General features: G+C 71.6%; 18 protein-coding genes and 1 riboswitch. Of the genes, 10 read left to right on the plus strand and 8 right to left on the minus strand.

Features of this window, described 5'->3' with window-relative positions; translation table 11 throughout:
* Nucleotides 1-549 precede the first annotated feature (549 nt).
* Nucleotides 550-1,134, plus strand: a complete 585-nt coding sequence (locus ACWC24_RS10165) for a hypothetical protein (protein WP_450662368.1) — start codon at nucleotides 550-552, stop codon at nucleotides 1,132-1,134.
* A 278-nt stretch (nucleotides 1,135-1,412) separates the two neighbouring features.
* Entirely contained in the window at nucleotides 1,413-1,619 is a 207-nt protein-coding gene (locus ACWC24_RS10170; protein WP_351608496.1) for a DUF5999 family protein, read from the plus strand.
* Between the two features lie 184 nt (nucleotides 1,620-1,803).
* On the opposite strand, the gene ACWC24_RS10175 is transcribed toward ACWC24_RS10170, so the two are convergent.
* From ACWC24_RS10175 to ACWC24_RS10195, 5 genes are all read right to left on the minus strand, one after another.
* Nucleotides 1,804-2,832, minus strand: coding sequence for an endo-1,4-beta-xylanase (locus ACWC24_RS10175; RefSeq protein ID WP_450662398.1), 1,029 nt, complete (start codon nucleotides 2,830-2,832; stop codon nucleotides 1,804-1,806).
* A gap of 257 nt (nucleotides 2,833-3,089) precedes the next feature.
* On the minus strand, nucleotides 3,090-3,854 hold the full coding sequence (locus ACWC24_RS10180) for a carbohydrate ABC transporter permease (protein WP_450662399.1): 765 nt from the start codon (nucleotides 3,852-3,854) through the stop codon (nucleotides 3,090-3,092).
* A 59-nt stretch (nucleotides 3,855-3,913) separates the two neighbouring features.
* Nucleotides 3,914-4,912, minus strand: a complete 999-nt coding sequence (locus ACWC24_RS10185; RefSeq protein WP_450662369.1) for a carbohydrate ABC transporter permease — start codon at nucleotides 4,910-4,912, stop codon at nucleotides 3,914-3,916.
* A gap of 6 nt (nucleotides 4,913-4,918) precedes the next feature.
* Entirely contained in the window at nucleotides 4,919-6,211 is a 1,293-nt protein-coding gene (locus ACWC24_RS10190) for an extracellular solute-binding protein (protein ID WP_450662370.1), read from the minus strand.
* Nucleotides 6,212-6,387: 176 nt separating this feature from the next.
* A complete protein-coding gene (locus ACWC24_RS10195) occupies nucleotides 6,388-7,929 on the minus strand; it encodes a glycoside hydrolase family 43 protein (RefSeq protein ID WP_450662371.1) in 1,542 nt (513 codons plus the stop codon).
* 374 nt (nucleotides 7,930-8,303) lie between these two features.
* On the opposite strand from ACWC24_RS10195, the gene ACWC24_RS10200 reads away from it, so the two are divergent.
* The 3 genes from ACWC24_RS10200 (at nucleotide 8,304) to ACWC24_RS10210 (ending at nucleotide 11,551) form a co-directional block, all read left to right on the plus strand.
* Nucleotides 8,304-10,259, plus strand: coding sequence for an amino acid transporter (locus ACWC24_RS10200; RefSeq protein WP_450662372.1), 1,956 nt, complete (start codon nucleotides 8,304-8,306; stop codon nucleotides 10,257-10,259).
* A 221-nt stretch (nucleotides 10,260-10,480) separates the two neighbouring features.
* Nucleotides 10,481-11,023 (plus strand): hypothetical protein, encoded by a 543-nt coding sequence (locus ACWC24_RS10205; RefSeq protein ID WP_450662373.1) that lies wholly within the window; start codon nucleotides 10,481-10,483, stop codon nucleotides 11,021-11,023.
* A 132-nt stretch (nucleotides 11,024-11,155) separates the two neighbouring features.
* Entirely contained in the window at nucleotides 11,156-11,551 is a 396-nt protein-coding gene (locus tag ACWC24_RS10210) for a TOBE domain-containing protein (RefSeq protein ID WP_450662374.1), read from the plus strand.
* Between the two features lie 22 nt (nucleotides 11,552-11,573).
* Here ACWC24_RS10210 and ACWC24_RS10215 read toward each other — a convergent pair whose 3' ends face one another.
* Entirely contained in the window at nucleotides 11,574-12,428 is an 855-nt protein-coding gene (locus ACWC24_RS10215) for a LysR family transcriptional regulator (protein WP_450662375.1), read from the minus strand.
* A 46-nt stretch (nucleotides 12,429-12,474) separates the two neighbouring features.
* Nucleotides 12,475-12,963, minus strand: a complete 489-nt coding sequence (locus ACWC24_RS10220; protein ID WP_450662376.1) for a molybdopterin-dependent oxidoreductase — start codon at nucleotides 12,961-12,963, stop codon at nucleotides 12,475-12,477.
* A 208-nt stretch (nucleotides 12,964-13,171) separates the two neighbouring features.
* Between ACWC24_RS10220 and modA the strand changes: the two genes are divergently transcribed.
* From modA to ACWC24_RS10240, 4 genes are all read left to right on the plus strand, one after another.
* Complete coding sequence (gene modA / locus ACWC24_RS10225; RefSeq protein ID WP_450662377.1) at nucleotides 13,172-14,008, plus strand: molybdate ABC transporter substrate-binding protein; 837 nt, start codon at nucleotides 13,172-13,174, stop codon at nucleotides 14,006-14,008.
* Complete coding sequence (locus ACWC24_RS10230; RefSeq protein WP_450662378.1) at nucleotides 14,005-14,862, plus strand: ABC transporter permease; 858 nt, start codon at nucleotides 14,005-14,007, stop codon at nucleotides 14,860-14,862. Before modA ends, ACWC24_RS10230 begins: the two co-directional genes overlap by 4 nt.
* Before the next feature lie 133 nt (nucleotides 14,863-14,995).
* A complete protein-coding gene (locus ACWC24_RS10235) occupies nucleotides 14,996-16,087 on the plus strand; it encodes an ABC transporter ATP-binding protein (protein ID WP_450662379.1) in 1,092 nt (363 codons plus the stop codon).
* Nucleotides 16,088-16,162: 75 nt separating this feature from the next.
* Nucleotides 16,163-16,582, plus strand: coding sequence for a TOBE domain-containing protein (locus ACWC24_RS10240; RefSeq protein WP_450662380.1), 420 nt, complete (start codon nucleotides 16,163-16,165; stop codon nucleotides 16,580-16,582).
* A 175-nt stretch (nucleotides 16,583-16,757) separates the two neighbouring features.
* On the opposite strand, the gene gcvP is transcribed toward ACWC24_RS10240, so the two are convergent.
* On the minus strand, nucleotides 16,758-19,643 hold the full coding sequence (gene gcvP, locus ACWC24_RS10245; protein WP_450662381.1) for an aminomethyl-transferring glycine dehydrogenase: 2,886 nt from the start codon (nucleotides 19,641-19,643) through the stop codon (nucleotides 16,758-16,760).
* A 180-nt stretch (nucleotides 19,644-19,823) separates the two neighbouring features.
* A riboswitch (glycine riboswitch) is annotated at nucleotides 19,824-19,919 on the minus strand.
* 115 nt (nucleotides 19,920-20,034) lie between these two features.
* On the opposite strand from gcvP, the gene ACWC24_RS10250 reads away from it, so the two are divergent.
* Nucleotides 20,035-20,406, plus strand: a complete 372-nt coding sequence (locus ACWC24_RS10250; RefSeq protein WP_450662382.1) for a PRC-barrel domain-containing protein — start codon at nucleotides 20,035-20,037, stop codon at nucleotides 20,404-20,406.
* Nucleotides 20,407-20,435 lie beyond the last annotated feature (29 nt).

Here is a 20,435-nt window from a genome sequence, read left to right on the forward strand (position 1 = left end):
GGCGGCTCTCGGGTTCCGGGCCGCCGCTGTCCGGGGTCAGGTGGGATGATGCCCAGCGAAGCCGATCGATAACGCCCCCACTGGGCCGGACAGCCGCTACATTGGTCGGACGTGACCGGCGGCACATTCACGAGGCATAAAACAGTACGCACTTTCGGGTACCCCGCGCGTCTCGTGAAAAACGCCGACGACAATTGGCCGACCGCCGCATCGGCATAAGCCGAGGTCATCGCCTCGCAGCAGGCTCGGAATCGGGATGATTACCGCGTACCGCAGGCTGAATGAACCCTTGCCGAAACCGCGGGAAACGGCTAGACGAATCACAGGATGAACACTCGTCGTATAAACTTCGCGAACAAGGCGGAGAAGGTCAGGCGCCCACGGTCGAAGGAACCTGTCGTCGAGGTGACGAACGGCAGGCACACCCACACTCCCGGTTCACAGACCCCGGCCCCTGCCTCTCCGACCCCTCGAGAGCTGACAGCGCCGTCCGCCCCGCACCGCCCCGCCCTCGTGCCACCATGCCTGTCGAATGAGAGGCGACCCACCATGCCGCTGCATGTGCCCCCGGCTCCCGCGCCCGCCCTTCGCTCCGTCCTCACGGCACTCGGTTCCCCCACCGCCGTCCAAGAGGCGCAGACTCCCTCCCTGCGCGCGGCCCAGGGACCCGCGACACCCGAACTCCCGCTGCCCGTACATGTACTGGACCGGATCACCCCCGAAGGCATGTCCGGGACGAGGCTGGCCGGCTGGCGGTTCCTGATCCGCTGCGGCGACCGCGCGGTGGCCGCAGCGGAGACCAGGCTCACCCCTGACGGCTGGGCCTTCTCGCACTTCTTCGAGGGCCCCTACATCGCCGCCACCGAACGGGCGCTGCGCCAGGCCGAGTCGGTGCAGCAGCCCTACCAGGCACGCCTGCTGTCCGTGCCCGGCCTGTACATGCTCACCCTGTGGCTGCACGGCGACTGCGCCGCGGACGGCGCCGAGGGCCATCCCGCCGCCACCGACCTGCTGGTTCCACTGGCCCCCGCCCCGCCCGGCATCGCGGCCCACCGCCCGCACCGGGTCGCCGAACTGCTCCCGGTCCTGACCCACCGGGCGACACCGGCACCGCTGCTGAGCCAACCGGTCTGACCTCCGGGATCCGCCTCTCGCGCCCCGCCGCCGGAATGCCCTTCCGGCGGCGGGGCGCGTATGTCCGCGCAGTGACTAGCCCTGCCTGACCACGGTGAACCCCCCGAAGGGACCACTCGGTCGGAATGAACCGTCCGCCCGAGCGACGCGTCATGAACCTGTGAGAAGCGGTGCACCGAAATCCCTGCGGATTGACGCCCGTAGGGCAACACTGGGTTCCGACCGACTTATCGTCACGGGGGACGGACATGACCACGACAGAGACAGAGATCCCGCCCATGTGCCAGCACCAGCCACCGTGCCCGACAGCCGACTCCGCCGACCGGGAATCCGCCCGCCTGATGGCGCACCACCCGGAGCAGGGATGGAGCCTGCTGTGCAACGGCGTCCTCCTCTTCGAGGACACCGGTGAGCTCCTGCCCGACGGCCAGATCATCGCGCCGCACCGCCCGCTGGAGTCCGGCCGGGTCGTGACGGCCGCCTAGGGCCCGCAGGGACACACACCCCGGCGGCGCCGCGCGACGCCGGGAGGACATGAGGGGCCGGACCGCGGACTTCCTGCGAACCGGCCCCGACGCATGTCCGAGGGTGTTCACTCACCGTAGTGGTCCGGAGGCGGAGCCGCCACCGGTGCCCGCCCCCGCGCCGTGCCCGGGTACCCGGGCCGCGTCACCGCAGAGCGTCCCGCAGCGCGAAATACGCAGGCTTGGGCCGGAGTTGTTCGTCCCACGGCAGCGCTGCGCCCTGCCCCTCGAAGAACGCCGGGATCCAGGAGTACTTGTCGGTCCAGTCCCAGACCGTGATGCCCACGCACCGGCGCACCGCCAGGCACGCCCGGGTCATGTCCCGGTACCAGTCGGCCTGTTCGGCCAGCTTCTCCTCGGTGGCGGGCAGCAGCATCCGTACGTCGACCTCGGTCAGCGCGGTGTCCAGACCGAGCCGGGAGAACCGGCGCAGATTCTCCTCCAGGGTGGCCGGATAGCCGTACTGGAGGGCGAGATGGGCCTGGAGGCCGATGCCGTCGAGCGGGACTCCCTGTGCCTTCAGTTCCCGGGCCAGCCGGTAGTAGGCGTCGCTCTTCGGGCCGGTCGCCTCGATGTTGTAGTCGTTGAGGTAGAGCTTGGCGTGCGGATCGGCCTGGTGGGCCCAGCGCAGCGCGTCGGCGATGTAGCCGGGACCGAGCGTCTTGTAGAAGACCGTCTCGCGGTAGGTGCCGTCCTCGTTGAACGCCTCGTTGACGACGTCCCAGGAGTAGACCTTGCCCCGGTAGTGGCGGGCCTCGGTGAGGATGTGGTTCTTCAGCACGGCCCGCAGGTCGTCGGCGCTCCACGCCCGACCGGTGAGCCAGTCGGGCAACTGGCTGTGCCAGACCAGGGTGTGGGCACGAACCTTCTGGTGGTGGGCGCGGGCGAGGTTCACGATCTGGTCGCCCGCGGTCCAGTCGAAGACGCCCTGCCGGGGCTCGGTGGCGTACCACTTCATGCCGTTGCCCGGGGTGATCATGTCGAACTCGCTGCCGAGGACCGCGGTGTAGGCGGTGTCGGTGAGTTCGGGGTTGTCGGTGGCGCTGCCGAAGTAGCGGCCGTGGCTCCGGGCGAGGTCGGCGAGGGTGGACCGCCCCGCGTGCCGGCCGTTGCCGTCGTGTCCCTCGCCTGCCCGGGCGGCCGGGCCGGCGACGACACCCGCCGCCACCAGCATCGCGGCGAGGGCGCCGGCGAGTCCGAGGCGGGCGCGGGACGGACGGACGCCGGGTAAGGCGCCCGTGGCGCTCGCCGATCCGGTGGCACTCCCTGATCCGGTGGTGCTCACTGATCCGGTGGTGCTCACTGATCCGGTGGTGCTCACTGATCCGGTGGTGCTCATGGTGCGACTCCTCACGGTCGGGGACGGGTCCCCCTGGCTCGGCCGGAGCCGGGAGCCGGGGGCAGAGTGAGCCGTACGTCCGCGGGCGCGGGTCATCCCTTCGTCGCGCCGGCGGTGAGGCCGCCGACGAGCTGGCGCTCGGCGACGGAGTAGAAGGCCAGGGCGGGCACCATGGCGAGGACGAGGTAGGCGAAGACACGGGCGTACTCCGCCGAGTACTGGCCCTGGAACTGCTGGACGCCGATGGGCAGGGTCCACCAGGTGCCGTCGGTGAACACCAGCAGCGGCAGGAAGAAGTTGTTCCAGCTGGTGACCACGGCGAGGACCGAGACCGTGCCCAGCGCCGGGCGCGCCATGGGCAGCAGGATGCGCCAGAAGAAGCCGAAGGGGCTGCATCCGTCGAGGGTGGCGGCCTCCTCCAGCTCGCCGGGGATCTGCCGGAAGAAGCCGCGCAGGATGATGATCGTCATCGGCAGTCCGTAGGCGGCCTGCGGCAGGATCACCCCGAGCGGGTTGTCCAGCAGGTCCATCGAGCGCAGCAGCAGGAACAGCGGCAGGGCCGCCACCGCGAAGGGGAACATCAGCCCCAGGGTGAAGAGGGTGAACAGCGTCTCCCGCCCGCGGAAGGCGAACCGGGCGAAGGAGAAGGCCGCGAGCGCGGACACCGCGACCACCAGCACGGTCGTCGCCACCGCGATCAGTGTGCTGTTGCCGAGCAGCCGCCAGAAGTCGCCGGAGCGCAGGATGTCGGTGTAGTTCCCGGTCCGCCACCGGTCGGGCAGCCCGAAGGGGTTGCGGGAGAGCTCGTCGGTGGACTTGAAGCCGGACAGGGCGGCGTACACCAGGGGTACGACCATGACCACGCCGACGAACAGGAGGACCAGGTGCAGCGGCAGGGTGCGCGGGGTCTTGCGGGTCACTTGCCGTTCCCCCTCATCGTCGTGGTGGCGCCTTCCAGGTCGCGGCGGAGCACGAACCGCTGGTAGGCGAGGGCGAAGACGAGGCAGATGCCGAACATGACCACGCTGATCGCGCTGGCGTAGCCGACCTGGTAGCGCTTGAAGCCGTACTGGAACATGGTCACGGCCATCGTCTCGGAATGGTGGTCGGGGCCGCCCTGGGTGACCACCCACACCAGGTCGAACAACTGGATCGCCCCGATGACGGACAGGAAGACGCTGATGCGCAGGGTGGGGGCCAGCAGCGGCAGGGTGACGTTGCGGAAGCGCTGCCAGGGCCCGGCGCCGTCGATCAGCGCCGCCTCGATCAACTCGGCCGGGACGGACTGGAGTCCGGCCAGGTAGAGCATCATGTGGAAGCCGAAGTACTTCCAGGTCATGACCAGGAAGAGGGTGGCCAGGACCCAGGAGGGGTCGGCGAACCACTCGCCGCCCAGACCGTCGAGTCCGACGGCGCCCAGGACGTGGTCGGCGAGTCCGTCGGCCGGCGCGAAGATCATGCTGAACAGCACGCCGGTGATGGCCTCGGACAGGACGTACGGCGCGAAGAACAGCATCCGGTAGACGGCCCGGCCGCGCAGCCGCTGGTTGAGCAGCACCGCCATGGCGAGCGCGAAGGGCAGCTGGACCAGCAGCGACAGGCCGACCAGGAGCAGGCAGCGCCACAGGTCGCCCAGGAAGACCGGGTCCTCGAAGAGGCGGGTGAAGTTGTCCGTGCCCGCGTAGTCGGAGGGCATCCCGAAGCCGCCCCAGCGGAAGAAGGCCGCGTACAGCGCGAACAGCATCGGCAGCAGGACCAGGCCGATGAACAGCACCAGCGCGGGGAGCTGGAAGCCGACGGCGGTGAGCCAGTTCAGCAGGCGCCGCCGGGCCCGCCCCCGGGCCACGGACGCGGCCGGGGGCGGGAGGGCGAGGTCCGGGCCCGACCGCCGGTCCGGAAGGAAGGTCGAGGTCATCGCGGGCTACTGCTCTTCCTTCGCGGTCTTCGTGACCGACTGCGTGACCTGCTCGGGGGACTTGGAGCCGGCGATCAGCGCGGCCACGCTGTCGTTGATCTCCTGGCCGACGGCGGGCGCGTAGGCCTGGTCGAGGTAGAGCTGGAAGCCGGTGGCAGCCTTCAACTGGGCCTGTACGGCGGTGAGGTTGGGGTCGGTCAGGGAGCTCTCGGCGGCCGGGACCACCGGCAGGACGCCGGTCTTCTTGACCAGTTCCTGGTCGGTGGCCTGGGAGGCGAAGAACTTGAGGAAGTCGACGGCGGCCTGCGGGGCGCCCTTGCGCAGCGCGTGGCCGCCGCCTCCGCCGAACACCTCGGTGATCGAGCCCCGGCCGCCCTCGACCGCGGGGAACGGGAAGAACCCGAGGTCGGCGCCGAGGCCCTTGCCCGCGTCGGCCTCGACGACAGGGGCCCACTGGCCCATGAGCTCCATCGCCGCCTTGCCGTTGCCGACCGTGGCGGCCTGGCCGGTGGGGGTGGAGTAGGCGGCGCCGAGGAAGCCCTTCTGGAACGGCTGGAGGTCGACGAGTTCCTTCAGGTGCCCGCCCGCCTGCACGAACCCGGCCCCGGTGAAGTCCTTGTCGTCCGCGGCCTTGCGCAGGGCGTCGACGCCCGCGGTGCGCATCGCCAGGTACGCCCAGTAGTACATGCCGGGCCACTTCTCCTTGCCCGCGAGGGCGAGCGGGGTGACACCGGCGGACTTCAGCTTGCGCACGGCGTCGAGGAAGCCGCTCCAGGTGGTCGGGGGCGCGCTGACGCCGGCCTGCTTGAACAGCGCCTTGTTGTACCAGAAGCCGATCATGCCGATGTCGAACGGGATGCCGTACGTCTTGTCGTCGATCAGGTACGGCTGCTTCGCGACCGGCAGCAGTCCTTCGGCCCAGGCCTTGGTGCTGTCGGTGAGGTCCTCGACGAGCCCCGCGTCGACCTGCTGCTGGAGGACGCCGCCGCCCCAGGTGTGGAAGATGTCCGGCAGCTTCCCGGAGGCGATCAGCGCCGTCATCTTCGACTTGTAGGCGTCGTTCTCCAGCTGGACGATCTTTATCTTCACCTTGGGGTTCTGCGCCTCGAACTTCTTGGCGAGGCCTGCCCAGACGTCCTTGGTGGGCTGGGTCGTGGAGATGTTCCACCACTCGATCGTGGTCGTCCCCGACGACCCTCCGTCCGAGTCGCCGCCACAGCCGCTGAGTGCCGTCATGCCCAGACCGGCCGCGGCGGAGACCGCCAGGAAGCCGCGGCGGGACAGTGCCGGGTCGCCCATGATGCGCTCCTTGGGTACGGGACGGCTCGCCCTGTCCGTCCGAGGTTCCGAAAGTTTCGTAGTAGATCCGGAAACCTTCGCTGCTGCCGCACCCTAGAGACAGCCTCGGACGGGTGGCAACCCCTTGTACACGGCGAATCCGCCGCCAAGCCCCTTGGAGTGCTTGGCAGTTGGGATCAGCGCGGTCCGGCGCCGGGCTCCACGGGGCGCGGACCGTGGTCGAACCAGTCGTACGCGGCGCTGCCCTCGGTGACGTACATCCCGATCACCCGTCCGGTGAAGCCCCCGGCGACCTGCGTGGACAGATAGCGGCCGTCGAGTGCGGCGAGCCGCAGGACGCCTTCGGAACTCTCGACGGAGAAGGCGATCGTGTCGGGGCCGCCGGCCCTGACTCCGGGCGCTTCCTGGCCGACGGCCGTGACCGTGGGCGGCAGGACGCCGTCGGTGCGGGTCTCGACGGTCAGGGTGAGCGGTCCCGGCGGCACGGCGTGCCGTGCGACGCACTGCCGCAGCGGGCCGATCCTGGCGTGGACGCCCACCGTGCCGTCGTACACCTCCAGGTCGTAGTGGTGGGCCTCGTCCAGGCGGACGGAGATTCCGGCCCGCCCCCGGTCCGCGTCCAGCCGGACCGCCGTCCGGCTGTCGGGGTACTGCTGTCTGCGGCCGACGAAGGTGTGCCCGGGTCGGTCCAGGCTGTCGCCGGTCGCGGTCAGCGTCAGCGAGCCCGGCCGCCGGGTCAGCGACCAGGACCCGTCCGGCCTGGCACGCGGGGAGATCCAGCACGGCGCCAGGGCCGGGGCGTCGAAGTCGTCGCGCACCGGCTCCGGCGGGAGCGGGTGCCAGGCGGCGGGCGCCGGGTGCCGCCCGGCGACCGGCCCCACCCGCGGCCAGCCGTCCGCCCACTCCACCGGCACCAGGAAGGTCTCCCGCCCGAGCACGTGGAACTCCGGGAAGAAGCCGCCGGGACGGGTGCCCAGCAGCACCATCCACCAGGTGCCGTCGGCCGCCTCGACCAGGTCGGCGTGACCGGTGCACTGGACGGGCAGGTCCGTGCCGCGATGGGTGAGCACAGGGTTGTCCGGCGCCGGCTCGAACGGCCCGCGCGGGGACCTGGCGCGGGCCACGCTGACGCTGTGGCCCAGGGCCGTGCCGCCCTCCGCCAGCAGCAGGTACCACCAGCCGCCGATCCGGTACAGGTGCGGGGCCTCCGGATCCCGCATCCCCGTCCCGGACCAGACGGGCAACGGCCCTTCGAGCACCTTGCCGGTCACCGGGTCGATGCGGGCCACCCGGACCCCGGCCAGGGCGCACCAGCAGGAGCCGTCGTCGTCCCAGGCGAGGTCGGGATCGATGCCGGGCAGGTCGATCCAGACCGGATCGGACCACGGCCCCTCGGGCCGCTCGCTGTGCACGAGGAAGGTACCCCCGCCACCGACGAGGGTGGTGATGACGTGGAACCGGCCGTCGTGGTGCCGCAGGGTCGGGGCGTAGATGCCGGCGGACGCGGGGGCGTCCGGCGGTATCGCCAACTGCCCCGGCCGGTCGAGCACGTTCCCGATCTGCCGCCAGTGCACCAGGTCGCGGCTGTGGAAGAGCGGGACGCCCGGCACGTACTCGAAGCTTGAACAGACCAGGTAGTAGTCCGCCCCGACCCGGCAGACGCTCGGGTCGGGGTGGAAGCCGGGGATCACGGGGTTGTCGTACGTCCGAATCACCATGCGCGTCAGCTCCTCCGCGGGAAGCAGTTCGAAACTTTCGACTTCTTCGACGAACATTACGGAGCGGACTGTAGGGCGGCTACGGGAGGCGGACAAGACGTCCCGCCGCCGTGTGTCATCGGCTCTCCCGTCACCCAGGGTGTCCGACGGCGGACGTCGTCCGGTTCCCGTCGCCGCACGGTCCGAGCGGTCCCCGGCTGCCGTACGGGCGTCTTCCTGGTGCGCACCCGGGTCCGCCCGGTCAGTCTTAACGGAGAATTGACGCCCTCCACCCCGAGATCCGTGGGCCCTGGCGTCACGCTCTGCATACGCTGGTGCGGCCGTCCGCGTGATGGCCGACACCACACGCCGGGCCGCACCCCAGGAGCACACCCATGGCCACGACCGAACACCCCCCGCCCAGCCGCCTGCGCGCCTGGATGCTGGAGGGCCTGTCCGACATGGGCAAGGGCGGCGGCCACCAGGGGCCCCACGCCCAGCCGGAGCCCGCGCACAAGGGCCAGCGCTGGTGGCGTGTGATGTGCCTGACCGGTGTCGACTACTTCTCGACCCTCGGCTACCAGCCCGGCATCGCGGCTCTCGCGGCCGGGCTGCTGTCACCCGTCGCGACCATCGTCCTGGTGATCGTCACCCTGGCGGGCGCGCTGCCCGTGTACCGGCGGGTGGCCGAGGAGAGCCCCCGCGGCCAGGGCTCGGTCGCGATGCTGGAGAAACTGCTGTCGTTCTGGCAGGGCAAGCTCTTCGTGCTGACCCTGCTCGGGTTCGCGGCCACCGACTTCCTGATCACCATCACCCTGTCGGCGGCGGACGCCTCCACCCACCTGGTCGAGAATCCGCATCTGAACAGCGCCCTGCACGACAAGCAGATGGTGATCACCCTGTTCCTGCTGGCGCTGCTCGGCGCGGTGTTCCTCAAGGGCTTCCTGGAGGCGATCGGCGTCGCCGTCGTCCTGGTGGGCATCTACCTCGCCCTGAACGTCGTCGTCGTGATCAGCGGCCTCTACCACGTGGCCACCGCCGGACACGTGGTCACCGACTGGACCACCGCCCTGACCGCCGAGCACGGCAACGTCTTCGCCATGGTCGGCGTGGCCCTGCTGGTGTTCCCCAAGCTCGCGCTCGGCCTCTCCGGCTTCGAGACCGGCGTGGCCGTGATGCCGCACGTCGAGGGCGACCCGGACGACACGGAGGAACGGCCGGCCGGACGGATCCGGGACACCAAGAAGCTGCTCACCACCGCCGCCCTGATCATGAGCTGCTTCCTGATCTGCACCAGCTTCATCACCACCCTGCTGATCCCGGAGAAGGAGTTCCAGCCGGGCGGCCAGGCCAACGGGCGCGCCCTGGCGTACATCGCGCACGAGTACCTGGGCAACGCCTTCGGCACGGTCTACGACGTCTCGACCATCTGCATCCTGTGGTTCGCCGGCGCCTCCGCCATGGCCGGCCTGCTGAACCTGATGCCGCGCTACCTGCCCCGCTACGGCATGGCTCCGCACTGGGCCCGCGCGGTGCGCCCCATGGTCATCGTCTTCACCCTGATCGGCTTCCTGGTCACCTGGATCTTCGACGCGAACGTCGACGCCCAGGGCGGCGCGTACGCCACCGGTGTGCTGGTGCTCATCAGTTCCGCGGCGATCGCCGTGACCATCGCCGCGCGCAAGGCGGGCCAGCGCAACTGGACCATCGGGTTCGCGGTCATCTCGGCGGTGTTCCTGTACACGACGGTCGTCAACGTCATCGAGCGTCCGGACGGCGTCAAGATCGGTGCCTGCTTCATCGTCGGCATCATGCTCGTCTCGCTGCTGTCCCGGCTGGCGCGCGCCTTCGAGCTGCGCGTGACCAGCGTGACGCTGGACGACCTGGCGGACCGCTTCGTCAGGGACATGGCCAGCCGGAAGATCCGGTTCATCGCCAACGAGCCCGACCGACGGGACAAGGCCGAGTACCGCGACAAGATCGAGCAGATCCTCCAGGACAACGACATCCCCGGCCAGGAGGACTTCGTCTTCGTCGAGGTCACGGTCACCGACCCGTCCGAGTTCGAGGCGGGCCTGATCGTGCGCGGCGAGGTGCTGCACAACCGCTACCGGGTCCTGACCCTGGAGTCCGCCTCCATCCCCAACGCACTGGCCGCGCTGCTGCTGCACGTGCGGGACGCCACCGGCCGCACCCCGCACATCTACTTCGAGTGGACCGAGGGCAACCCGTTCGCCAACTTCCTGCGCTTCTTCCTCTTCGGCCAGGGCGAGGTCGCCCCGGTCACCCGTGAGGTGCTGCGCGAGGCGGAACCGGACCGCGACCGGCGCCCCCGGGTCCACACCGGCTGAGCACGACGCGCGCGGGCGTGCGTCTGCACGGGGGCTGCCGCGGGGGCTTGTCGTGGGGGCTTGTCGCGGGCGGGACCAGGCGCCTGTCGCGGCCGAGGCCCCGGTCCCCCGGTCCCGGTGCCGCGAGGACCCGTATGGATCCCGTCAGGACCCGGCCCTACGGCGTCAGGGCCGCGTCAGCGCACGTCCGGTTCCGGGGGCGCGGACCTAACGTGGGACTCATGGTCCCCACCACCTCGCTCACCCCGTCCCGCCTCCGGCGCCTGCCCCCGGACGGCGACCGTCGCTGGCGCGCCGGCGTCCGGTACGCGGTGGGCTGCGCCCTGGTCCTGTGCGGCCTGACCTTCCTGCTCGACTGGGGTGCCGGAACCCTGACACCGGCGCGCGCCCTGCTGTGGCCGGCCCTCTCCCTGGTGCTCCTGCTCGCCCTGCTGCCGCAGCGCGTCACCGCGGGCCGCTGCTGGCTGGCGGTGCGCGGTCCGGTGCGCCGGCACCTGGTCCGTACCGACGCGCTGACGGAGGTACGGCAGTGCCCGGGGCTCTCCGCGCGCCTGGTCCTGCGGGACGCCTTCGGTCACCGGGTGGAACTCGATCCCCGCGTGCTGGCCGCCGACCCGCTGCTCTGGCACGACCTGGACACCGGCGCACGCCGGTCGCTCGAACGGGGCACGCTGCGGGAGGGCACCGAGGTGCTGGAGCGGCTGCGCCGGGAGATCGACGACGAGACCGCGCGGGCCGTGCTCGAACGCTCCGGGATCTCCTGAACAGGACGCGCCGGGACGGGCCCGCGACGGTCTCCCCGTGACCCGCACGGCCCACGGTCCCGGCCCGCGACCCCAGGTGCGTCGGCCGACCCCATGTCACCTGCACGGGTTCCCGGCCCTATCGTGACGCGTATGCAGTCCTACACAATCGGACAGGCGGCACGGCTGCTCGGCGTGAGCCCCGACACCGCCCGGCGCTGGGCGGACGCGGGCCGGGTGACCACGCACCGCGACGACAGCGGCCGCCGGGTCATCGACGGCAAGGACCTCGCCGCGTTCTCCGTCGAGCTGGCCAGGCCCGGCGGCGGCGACGAGGACACCCCGTACACCTCGGTCCGCAACGCCTTCCCCGGCATCGTCACCGCGATCAAGCTCGGCGATGTCGCGGCCCAGGTCGAGATCCAGGCGGGCCCGCACCGCCTGGTCTCCCTGCTCACCCGCGAGGCCGTGGAGGAACTGGGCCTGGAGGTCGGCATGGAGGCCACCGCCCGGGTGAAGTCGACGAACGTGCACATCGACCGGGTCTGAAGCGGGCGGCGGCCCCCACCGGTCACCCGTGCACGGAGCAGGCGTGCGCGCCGGCCCCCGCCAGCGCTCCCCCGTCCACGATCAGGTACTCCTCCCGGACCGGCCGCCCCGCCGGCCAGCACTCCAGGATCTCCCGGCTGCCGGCCGCGTAACGGGCCTGCGCGGACAGCGAGGAGCCGGAGATGTGCGGGGTCATGCCGTGGTGCGGCATGGTGCGCCAGGGGTGGTCGGCGGGTGCCGGCTGCGGGAACCAGACGTCGCCCGCGTAGCCCGCCAGTCGTCCGCTGCGCGGGCCGAGCAGGCACAGCGGCAGCTCCGCGGCCTGGGGCCAGCGGGCCGCGCGCGCCTCGCCCAGCGCGCCGCCGACGGGGGTGAGCAGCACGTACCGCTCCTCGTGGAGCGGGATCCGGCGCACGTTGCGCAGTGCGTCGTCCTCCAGGTACGTCATCGCCGCGTCCAGCTCGAACCCGCCGAGCCCCTGGGTGATGTCGGCCGAGGACAGCGACTCCAGCGCGACCCGGGCTCGCGGATGGCGGTCGCAGAACGGGGTGGTCAGCAGGGAGGCGACGGGCAGTGCGGTGGGTACGACGGCGAGCCGCAGCGTGCCGGCGAGCCCACCGCGCAGCATCGACAGCTCCTGGTGCAGTGCGTCGCGCTCGGCGAGGATGCGGTGCGCCCGGGCCAGGACGACTTCCCCCTCCAGGGTCAGTCCCTCGTACCGTCGCCCCCGCCGTACGACCGGCACGCCCAGTTCGTGTTCCAGGCGGCTGATCGCGGCGGACAGTGACGGCTGCGAGACATGGCAGGCGGCCGCCGCCCGCGCGAAGTGGCGCTCACGCGCGAGCGCCACGAGGTACTCCGGCTGACGCAGCAGCATGCGCGGCCTCCGCCCCGCGGGACCCGGCGGACGACAGGTGCCCGGTTCACGAAGCCGCCGCCGACCCGGGGCCGGGTGTGGCGGGCACCGGCCGTCGCCAGTCGTAGCCCCCGTCGACGCGGATCGCGCTGATGCCGCTGATGTGCCGGGCCCCGCAGCGGTCCTGCGGCAGGACGAGCTGGGGTCCGGAGCGGTCGAGGGCGTCGTCGTCGATGCTCACCGCGAGCAGCACGGGCGCGTGGGCGAAGTCGGGGTCGATCTCGGCCCAGGACAACAGGGCGTGGTGTCCGTCGGAACCGGTGACGGCGATCAGGAAGCGCAGCCGGTCCTTGCGTCGGACCGGGTCGAATCCGGGACCCGCGTCGGACAGCACGTCGTAGAGACGCGGGCCGGTGAACCGGTGGTGCTGCGTCCCGCTGGTGGCGCACTCGAAGCGGACCCGCACCCGGTGCTGGGGCCAGCCGAGCAGATCCGGCACGGTCAGACGGGCCGGGCGGGCGAGGTCGCCGGTCAGGGAGAGTTCCGCGAGCGTCACGTGCCACCACCTCCCGCTTGACGGTACCCGGCGGAGGGCCTGGCGGAAACGCACATGCCCACCTCAACCCGGGATCGTGGCAGATCATGCGATGCAACAGAAGAGTTACGCCTCGCATATGCGGCAGTATCATCGGGCACGGTCCGAAAGAGACCGTGGAGGGGCCCACCGGACCCCGACGTGAAGCAGCCAAGGGAGTAGACCCGTGATGACCCGTCCCGCACGCCGGATCCGCCGGACCCACCGGACCTTGCAGCTGGTTGGTGCGGGCGTCGCCGCGCTGCTGGCACTGAGCGCCTGCTCCTCCTCCGGTTCGGACTCCGACTCCGCCGCCAGGTCCGACTCCTCGACGTCGGCGTCGCCGAAGCTCTCCGGCACGGTGACCGTCTTCGCGGCCGCCTCGCTGAAGGAGAGCTTCACGGCCCTCGGCAAGCAGTTCGAGAAGGAGCACCCGGGCACGAAGGTCACCTTCAACTTCGGCGGCAGCGACACCCTCGCGGCGAGCATCACCGGCGGCGCCCCCGCCGACGTGTTCGCCGCCGCCAGTCCCAAGACCATGGCGATCGTGACGGACAAGAAGGACGCGGCCACCACGCCCGCCACCTTCGTCCGCAACCAGCTGGAGATCGCGACCCTGCCGGGCAACCCCGACAAGGTCGCCTCGCTCAAGGACCTCACCAAGTCCGGCCTGAAGGTCGTCCTGTGCGACAAGACGGTGCCGTGCGGCGCCGCCGCCCAGAAGGCCCTCGACGCCGCCGAGCTGAAGCTCACCCCGGTCTCCTACGAGCAGGACGTCAAGAGCGCCCTGACCAAGGTCGAGCTGAAGGAGGCCGACGCGGCGGTCGTCTACAAGACCGATGTGCACGCCGCGGGTGACAAGGTGGAGGGTGTGGAGTTCCCCGAGTCCGCCGGCGCCGTCAACGACTACCCGATCGCCCTGCTCAAGGACGCCCCCAACGCCGAGGCCGGCAAGGCGTTCATCGCGCTGGTGCAGTCCGCCGAGGGTCGGCAGGTCCTGACCCAGGCCGGATTCCTGGAGCCGTGATCCCCACCGACAAGGCCGACGCCGCGGACGACACCCACCGGGAACGTCCGCGGCGCGGCCGTTCCCGCAACGGAAACCGGGGCATCCCCCTGCCCCTGCTGCTGCCCGCGCTGCTCGGCCTCGCGTTCCTGCTCGTACCGCTGGTCGCCCTGATCGTCCGGGCGCCCTGGAGCGACATGCCCGGGCAACTGACCAGCCCGGAGGTCTGGCAGGCCCTCCGGCTGTCCCTCTTGTGCGCCACGGCGGCGACCGCGGCGAGTCTCGTCGTGGGCGTCCCGCTGGCCTGGGTACTGGCCCGTACGGACTTCCCCGGCCGTGGCCTCGTACGGGCCCTGGTCACCCTGCCGCTGGTGCTGCCCCCGGTCGTCGGCGGTGTCGCGCTGCTGCTCGCGCTCGGCCGCAACGGGGTCGTCGGACAGTGGCTGGACGCCTGGTTCGGCATCACCCTGCCCTTCACCACTGCGGGCGTCGTCGTCGCGGAGACGTTCGTGGCGATGCCGTTCCTCGTGATCAGCGTGGAGGGCACCCTGCGGGCCGCCGACCCCCGCTACGAGGAGGCGGCCACCACGCTGGGCGCCTCCCGTTTCACCGCGTTCCGCCGGGTCACCCTGCCGCTGATCGCCCCGGGCATCGCGGCGGGCGCCGTGCTCGCCTGGGCCCGTGCGCTCGGCGAGTTCGGCGCGACGATCACCTTCGCGGGCAACTTTCCCGGCCGCACCCAGACCATGCCGCTCGCGGTCTACCTGGCGCTCCAGAGCGACCCGGAGGCGGCGATCGCCCTCAGCCTGGTGCTGCTGGCCGTGTCGATCGCGGTACTGGCGGGCCTGCGGGACCGCTGGATCACCACGTCATGACAGCGACGACACCGACGACACCTGCGGGACGGACGAGCCGGCCGGCACGGCGGCCCGCCCGTCCCGCACCACCCCTCCCCTACGCTCGCCCCTGCCCCTGTCCCTGCCCCCGACTCTGCCGGACGATTGCCTCATGACCGACCTCGACGCCGACCGGGTCCACCCCGCCCCCGTGGGCACGCACGACCAGGGCCTCGACGCCCGTCTCGTCGTGGACCGCGGCACGTTCCGCCTGGACGTCTCGCTGACGGCCGCGCCCGGTGACGTCGTCGCCCTGCTCGGCCCCAACGGCGCGGGCAAGACCACGGCCCTGCGCGTACTCGCCGGCCTCGTCCCGCCCTCCGGCGGCCATCTGCGCCTCGACGGCGTCCCGCTCGAGGGCACGCCTCCCGAGTCCCGTCCGGTCGGTGTGGTCTTCCAGGACTATCTGCTCTTCCCCCACCTGACGGCCCTGGACAACGTGGCCTTCGGCCCGCGCTGCCGGGGCAGCTCCAAGGCGCAGGCCCGCTCCCTGGCCGCGCAGTGGCTGGACCGTATGGGTCTGGCCGACCACGCCGACGCCAGGCCCCGCCGTCTCTCCGGCGGTCAGGCCCAGCGGGTCGCCCTGGCCCGCGCACTGGCCACCCGCCCGCGCCTGCTGCTCCTGGACGAGCCCCTCGCCGCCCTGGACGCCCGTACCAGGCTGGAGGTACGGAGTCGGCTGCGCCGCCATCTGGCCGAGTTCGAGGCCGTCGCCGTGCTGGTCACCCACGATCCGCTCGACGCCATGGTGCTGGCCGACCGGCTGGTCGTCGTCGAGCACGGTCGCGTCGTCCAGGAGGGCGCCCCGACCGACATCGCCCGTCACCCGCGTACCGACTACGTCGCGCAACTGGTCGGCCTGAACCTCTACCGAGGACGGTCCGACGGGCACACGGTCCGCCTCGAGGCCGGCCCCGCCGTCACCACCACCGAGTCCCTGTCGGGCGAGGTCTTCGTGGCGTTCCCGCCGAACGCGGTCACCCTGTACCGGGACCGTCCCACCGGCTCCAGCGCCCGCAACCTGTGGCGCTGCGAGGTCGCGGGCCTGGAGACCCACGGCGACCGGATCCGGGCCGACCTCACCGGCGAACTCCCGGTGGCCGCGGACCTCACCACGGTCGCCGCGGCCGAGCTCGATCTGCATCCGGGCGCATCGGTCTGGGCGACCGTGAAGGCGACGCAGACGCACACATACCCGGCCTGACGGCCCGGCCTGGTTACGGTGGGGCCACCCGAGGCCCAGAGCCCGACGCACCCCACCGTCTGCGAGGCGTTCCCCATGAGCCTGAGCATCCGCAACCAGCTCCCCGGCACCGTGACCGCCGTCACCCCGGGCGAGGTCATGGCGACGGTGAAGGTCCGGCTGGCCGGGGGCCAGGACCTCACCGCGGCGATCACCCGGGAGGCGGTCGAGGAGCTCGGCCTGACGCCGGGCGCCGCGGTGCACGCCCTGGTGAAGTCCACCGAGGTCGCCCTCGCCACCGGGCCGGTCGAGGGCCTGTCCATCCGCAACCGGCTGCCCGGCACGGTCCGGGACGTCGCCGCGGGCGGCGCCATGGCCACCGTCAAGGTCGCCGTCGACGGTGCCGTGCTGACCTCGGCGATCACCCGGGACTCCGCGGCCGATCTCGGCCTGTCGGCGGGCTCGGCCGTCACCGTGCTGATCAAGTCGACCGAGGTGTCCCTCGCGTCCGTGTGACGCGCAAGGGGGCTCCGCCCCGGCCGCGCAGGCCGGAACGGAGCCCCCCGGCACCCGCCGCCGAGCGGCGGGTGCCGAAGCCCCGAACCCGGTCCGCCCGGTCCCCGCACCCCTCGACGGGAGCGTGGGGACCGGGCGGACCGGTCCTTCACCGGCCCGTGGGCCGGCCGAGTGCTCAGTCGTCGTACGCGTCCAGCGGCGGGCACGAGCAGACCAGGTTCCGGTCGCCGAAGGCCTGGTCGATCCGGCGCACCGGCGGCCAGTACTTGTCGGCGGCCGAGACACCGGCCGGGAAGACGGCCTCCTCGCGGCTGTAGGCGTGCTCCCACTCCCCGCCGAGCGCGGCGGCGGTGTGCGGGGCGTTGCCCAGCGGGTTGTCACCGGCCGGCCAGTCGCCCGCGCCGACCTTCTCGATCTCCGCGCGGATGGCGATCATCGCGTCGCAGAAACGGTCCAGCTCGATCAGGTCCTCGGACTCGGTCGGCTCGATCATCAGCGTCCCGGCCACCGGGAACGACATCGTCGGCGCGTGGAAGCCGTAGTCGATCAGCCGCTTGGCGACGTCGTCGACGCTCACGCCGGTCGCCTTGGTCAGCGGCCGCAGGTCGATGATGCACTCGTGCGCGACCAGACCGCCGGGGCCGGTGTAGAGCACCGGGTAGTGCGGCTCCAGGCGCTTGGCGATGTAGTTGGCGGAGAGCACCGCCACCTGCGTGGCCCGCTTGAGTCCCTCGCCGCCCATCAGGCGGACGTACGCCCACGAGATCGGCAGGATGCCCGCGGAACCCCACGGGGCCGCCGAGATCGGGCCGACACCGGTCTCCGGACCGGCCGCGGGCTGCATCGGGTGGTTGGGCAGGTACGGCGCGAGGTGCGACCGTACGGCCACGGGGCCGACGCCGGGACCGCCGCCGCCGTGCGGGATGCAGAACGTCTTGTGCAGGTTCAGGTGCGAGACGTCGCCGCCGAAGTGCCCCGGCTTGGCGAGCCCCACGAGCGCGTTGAGGTTGGCCCCGTCGACGTAGACCTGGCCGCCCGCCTCGTGCACCTGCGCGCAGATGTCGGCGACGTGCTCCTCGAACACGCCGTGCGTGGAGGGGTACGTGATCATCAGCACCGACAGCCGCTCGCGGTGCTGCTCGATCTTCGCCCGGAGGTCCTCGACGTCGATCTCGCCGTCCTCGGCGGTCTTGACGACGACGACCTTCATGCCGGCCATGACGGCGCTGGCGGCGTTCGTGCCGTGCGCGGAGGACGGGATCAGGCAGACGGTCCGCTGGTCGTCGCCGTTGGCCCGGTGGTAGCCGCGCACCGCGAGGAGACCGGCCAGCTCGCCCTGGGAACCGGCGTTGGGCTGGAGGGACACCTTGTCGTAGCCGGTGACCTCGGCGAGCCGCTCCTCCAGCTCACGGATGAGCGTGAGGTAGCCCTGCGCCTGCTCGGCGGGCGCGAAGGGGTGCAGCTGACCGAACTCGGGCCAGGTGACCGGCTCCATCTCGGTGGTCGCGTTCAGCTTCATGGTGCAGGAGCCCAGCGGGATCATGCCCCGGTCGAGCGCGTAGTCGCGGTCGGAGAGCCTGCGCAGGTAGCGCAGCATCGCGGTCTCCGAGCGGTGCTGGTGGAAGACCGGGTGGGTCAGGTAGGCGTCGGTGCGCAGCAGCGCGGCCGGCAGGGCCTCCTCGGTGACCGCGTCCAGCGCCTCGATGTCGGCCTCGACCCCGAACGCGGTCCACACGGCGGCGAGCTGCGCGCGCGTGGTGGTCTCGTCGCAGGACAGGGACACCCGGTCGGCGTCGACGAGGTGCAGGTTGACCCCGCGCTCGCGGGCGGCGGCCACGGTCTCGGCGGCCCGGCCCGGGACCCGCGCGGTGAGCGTGTCGAAGAACGCGCCGTGCACGACCTCGACACCGCCGGCGGTGAGGCCCGCGGCGAGCAGCGTGGCGTAGCGGTGGGTGCGGGCGGCGATCGCCTTGAGACCGTCGGGCCCGTGGTAGACCGCGTACATGCCCGCCATCACGGCGAGCAGCACCTGCGCGGTGCAGATGTTGCTGGTCGCCTTCTCCCGGCGGATGTGCTGCTCGCGCGTCTGCAGGGCGAGGCGGTAGGCCCGGTTGCCGTCGGCGTCGACGGAGACGCCCACGAGACGACCGGGCAGGCTGCGCGCGAACTTCTCGTGCACCGCCATGTAACCGGCGTGCGGTCCGCCGAAGCCCATCGGCACGCCGAAGCGCTGGGTGGTGCCGACCGCGATGTCCGCGCCCAGCTCGCCCGGCGAGGTGAGCAGCGTCAGCGCGAGCAGGTCGGCGGCGACCGTGACCAGCGCGCCCAGCCCGTGGGCCTGGTCGATGACCGGCTTGAGGTCGCGCACGGCACCGGAGGCGCCCGGGTACTGGAGGAGTACGCCGTTGATCTCGCGCTCGGCGAGCTCGGCCGGGATGCCGTCGCTGAGGTCGGCGACGACCACCTCGACGCCGGTCGGCTCGGCGCGGGTCTCGATCACGGCGACGGTCTGCGGCAGCGCGTCCGCGTCGACCAGGAACAGGCCCTTCTTGTTCTTGCCCATGCGCAGGGACAGCGCCATCGCCTCGGCGGCGGCCGTGCCCTCGTCCAGCAGCGAGGCGCCGGAGGTCGGCAGCCCGGTGAGTTCGGCGACCATGGTCTGGAAGTTCAGCAGGGCTTCCAGGCGGCCCTGCGAGATCTCCGGCTGGTACGGCGTGTACGCCGTGTACCAGGCCGGGTTCTCCATCACGTTGCGCAGGATGACGGGCGGCGTGAAGGTCCCGTAGTAGCCGAGGCCGATCATCGAGCCGAGGACCTGGTTGCGGTCGGCCAGGGAGCGCAGCTCGGCCAGCACCTCGGCCTCGGTGCGCGCGCCCGGCAGGTCGAGAGCGTCTGCGTTCTTGATCACATCCGGCACCGCGGCCGCTGTGAGGTCGTCCAGCGAGCCGTAGCCGACGTGGGCGAGCATCTTGGCCCGCGCCTCGTGGTCGGGCCCGATGTGGCGCTGCTCGAACGGGATGCCCTGTTCGAGTTCGAAGAGCGGGGTGCGGTGGGCGGTCATTGCGGAGGCCTCCTGGTCTGACGCGACCTGCGAGGGGCACCCTGGCGCGGGTACCCGGACGGCCTCCCCCTCTGTCATCTCAACCTGAGAGCTTCACCGGATCACCTTGAGCGGGGTCACCGGCTTTCACCGTCGGTGAGGACGCGGGTCGTCGACACCCGTCCTGCTTTCCAGAGTGACCTCGTCCGTGCGGTACGTGTGCCTGAGAGATTCCGGGGAGGATTTGCTCCTTCGGCGCCTCCGGTGATGTCCGGAGGACTCTCCCGCGCGGGGTCAGCAGCCGCTTGCCAGACTACCAGCGAGGTCAACGTGGGAGTCTTCGAGTGGCCACCTTCCTGAATGTGCTCTTTTGTAGTGCTTACGGATGAGTTTGCGACCTGGAGGAGGGACCGTGCAGACCGATATCGATCCGCGCAACCTGATCGGCCGCAAGGCGTTCGACCGCAACGGCACCAAGATCGGCACCGTCGACGAGGTGTACCTCGACGACGCGACCGGCGTACCGGAGTGGGCAGCCATACGTACCGGCCTGTTCTCGAGGGACGCTTTCGTTCCGCTCGAGCCCAGCGAACTGGTCGAGGGCGCGCTGCGCATCCCGTTCGACCGCACTCTGATCAAGGACGCCCCCGACTTCGGCGTCGGCCGTCACCTCTCCCCCGAGCAGGAACTCCAGCTCTACCACCACTACGGTCTCGACATCGCCGCCCCGCCCCCCTTCCCGGACCACGACTTCGGCAAGCTGGCCGGCCCGGACGAGTCCTGACGCCACCGCCCCGCCCGACCGCCCCCGCG

It is taken from the genome of Streptomyces sp. NPDC001443, from assembly GCF_053597355.1.

Bases quoted from the DNA above. Each gene is read 5' to 3' on its own strand.
- ACWC24_RS10165 (WP_450662368.1), top strand. From the start codon at position 550: ATGCCGCTGCATGTGCCCCCGGCTCCCGCGCCCGCCCTTCGCTCCGTC.
- ACWC24_RS10170 (WP_351608496.1), top strand. From the start codon at position 1,413: ATGTGCCAGCACCAGCCACCGTGCCCGACAGCCGACTCCGCCGACCGG.
- ACWC24_RS10175 (WP_450662398.1), bottom strand. From the start codon at position 2,832: ATGCTGGTGGCGGCGGGTGTCGTCGCCGGCCCGGCCGCCCGGGCAGGC.
- ACWC24_RS10180 (WP_450662399.1), bottom strand. From the start codon at position 3,854: ATGGTCGTACCCCTGGTGTACGCCGCCCTGTCCGGCTTCAAGTCCACC.
- ACWC24_RS10185 (WP_450662369.1), bottom strand. From the start codon at position 4,912: ATGACCTCGACCTTCCTTCCGGACCGGCGGTCGGGCCCGGACCTCGCC.
- ACWC24_RS10190 (WP_450662370.1), bottom strand. From the start codon at position 6,211: ATGGGCGACCCGGCACTGTCCCGCCGCGGCTTCCTGGCGGTCTCCGCC.
- ACWC24_RS10195 (WP_450662371.1), bottom strand. From the start codon at position 7,929: ATGGTGATTCGGACGTACGACAACCCCGTGATCCCCGGCTTCCACCCC.
- ACWC24_RS10200 (WP_450662372.1), top strand. From the start codon at position 8,304: ATGGCCACGACCGAACACCCCCCGCCCAGCCGCCTGCGCGCCTGGATG.
- ACWC24_RS10205 (WP_450662373.1), top strand. From the start codon at position 10,481: ATGGTCCCCACCACCTCGCTCACCCCGTCCCGCCTCCGGCGCCTGCCC.
- ACWC24_RS10210 (WP_450662374.1), top strand. From the start codon at position 11,156: ATGCAGTCCTACACAATCGGACAGGCGGCACGGCTGCTCGGCGTGAGC.
- ACWC24_RS10215 (WP_450662375.1), bottom strand. From the start codon at position 12,428: ATGCTGCTGCGTCAGCCGGAGTACCTCGTGGCGCTCGCGCGTGAGCGC.
- modA (WP_450662377.1), top strand. From the start codon at position 13,172: ATGACCCGTCCCGCACGCCGGATCCGCCGGACCCACCGGACCTTGCAG.
- ACWC24_RS10235 (WP_450662379.1), top strand. From the start codon at position 14,996: ATGACCGACCTCGACGCCGACCGGGTCCACCCCGCCCCCGTGGGCACG.
- ACWC24_RS10240 (WP_450662380.1), top strand. From the start codon at position 16,163: ATGAGCCTGAGCATCCGCAACCAGCTCCCCGGCACCGTGACCGCCGTC.
- gcvP (WP_450662381.1), bottom strand. From the start codon at position 19,643: ATGACCGCCCACCGCACCCCGCTCTTCGAACTCGAACAGGGCATCCCG.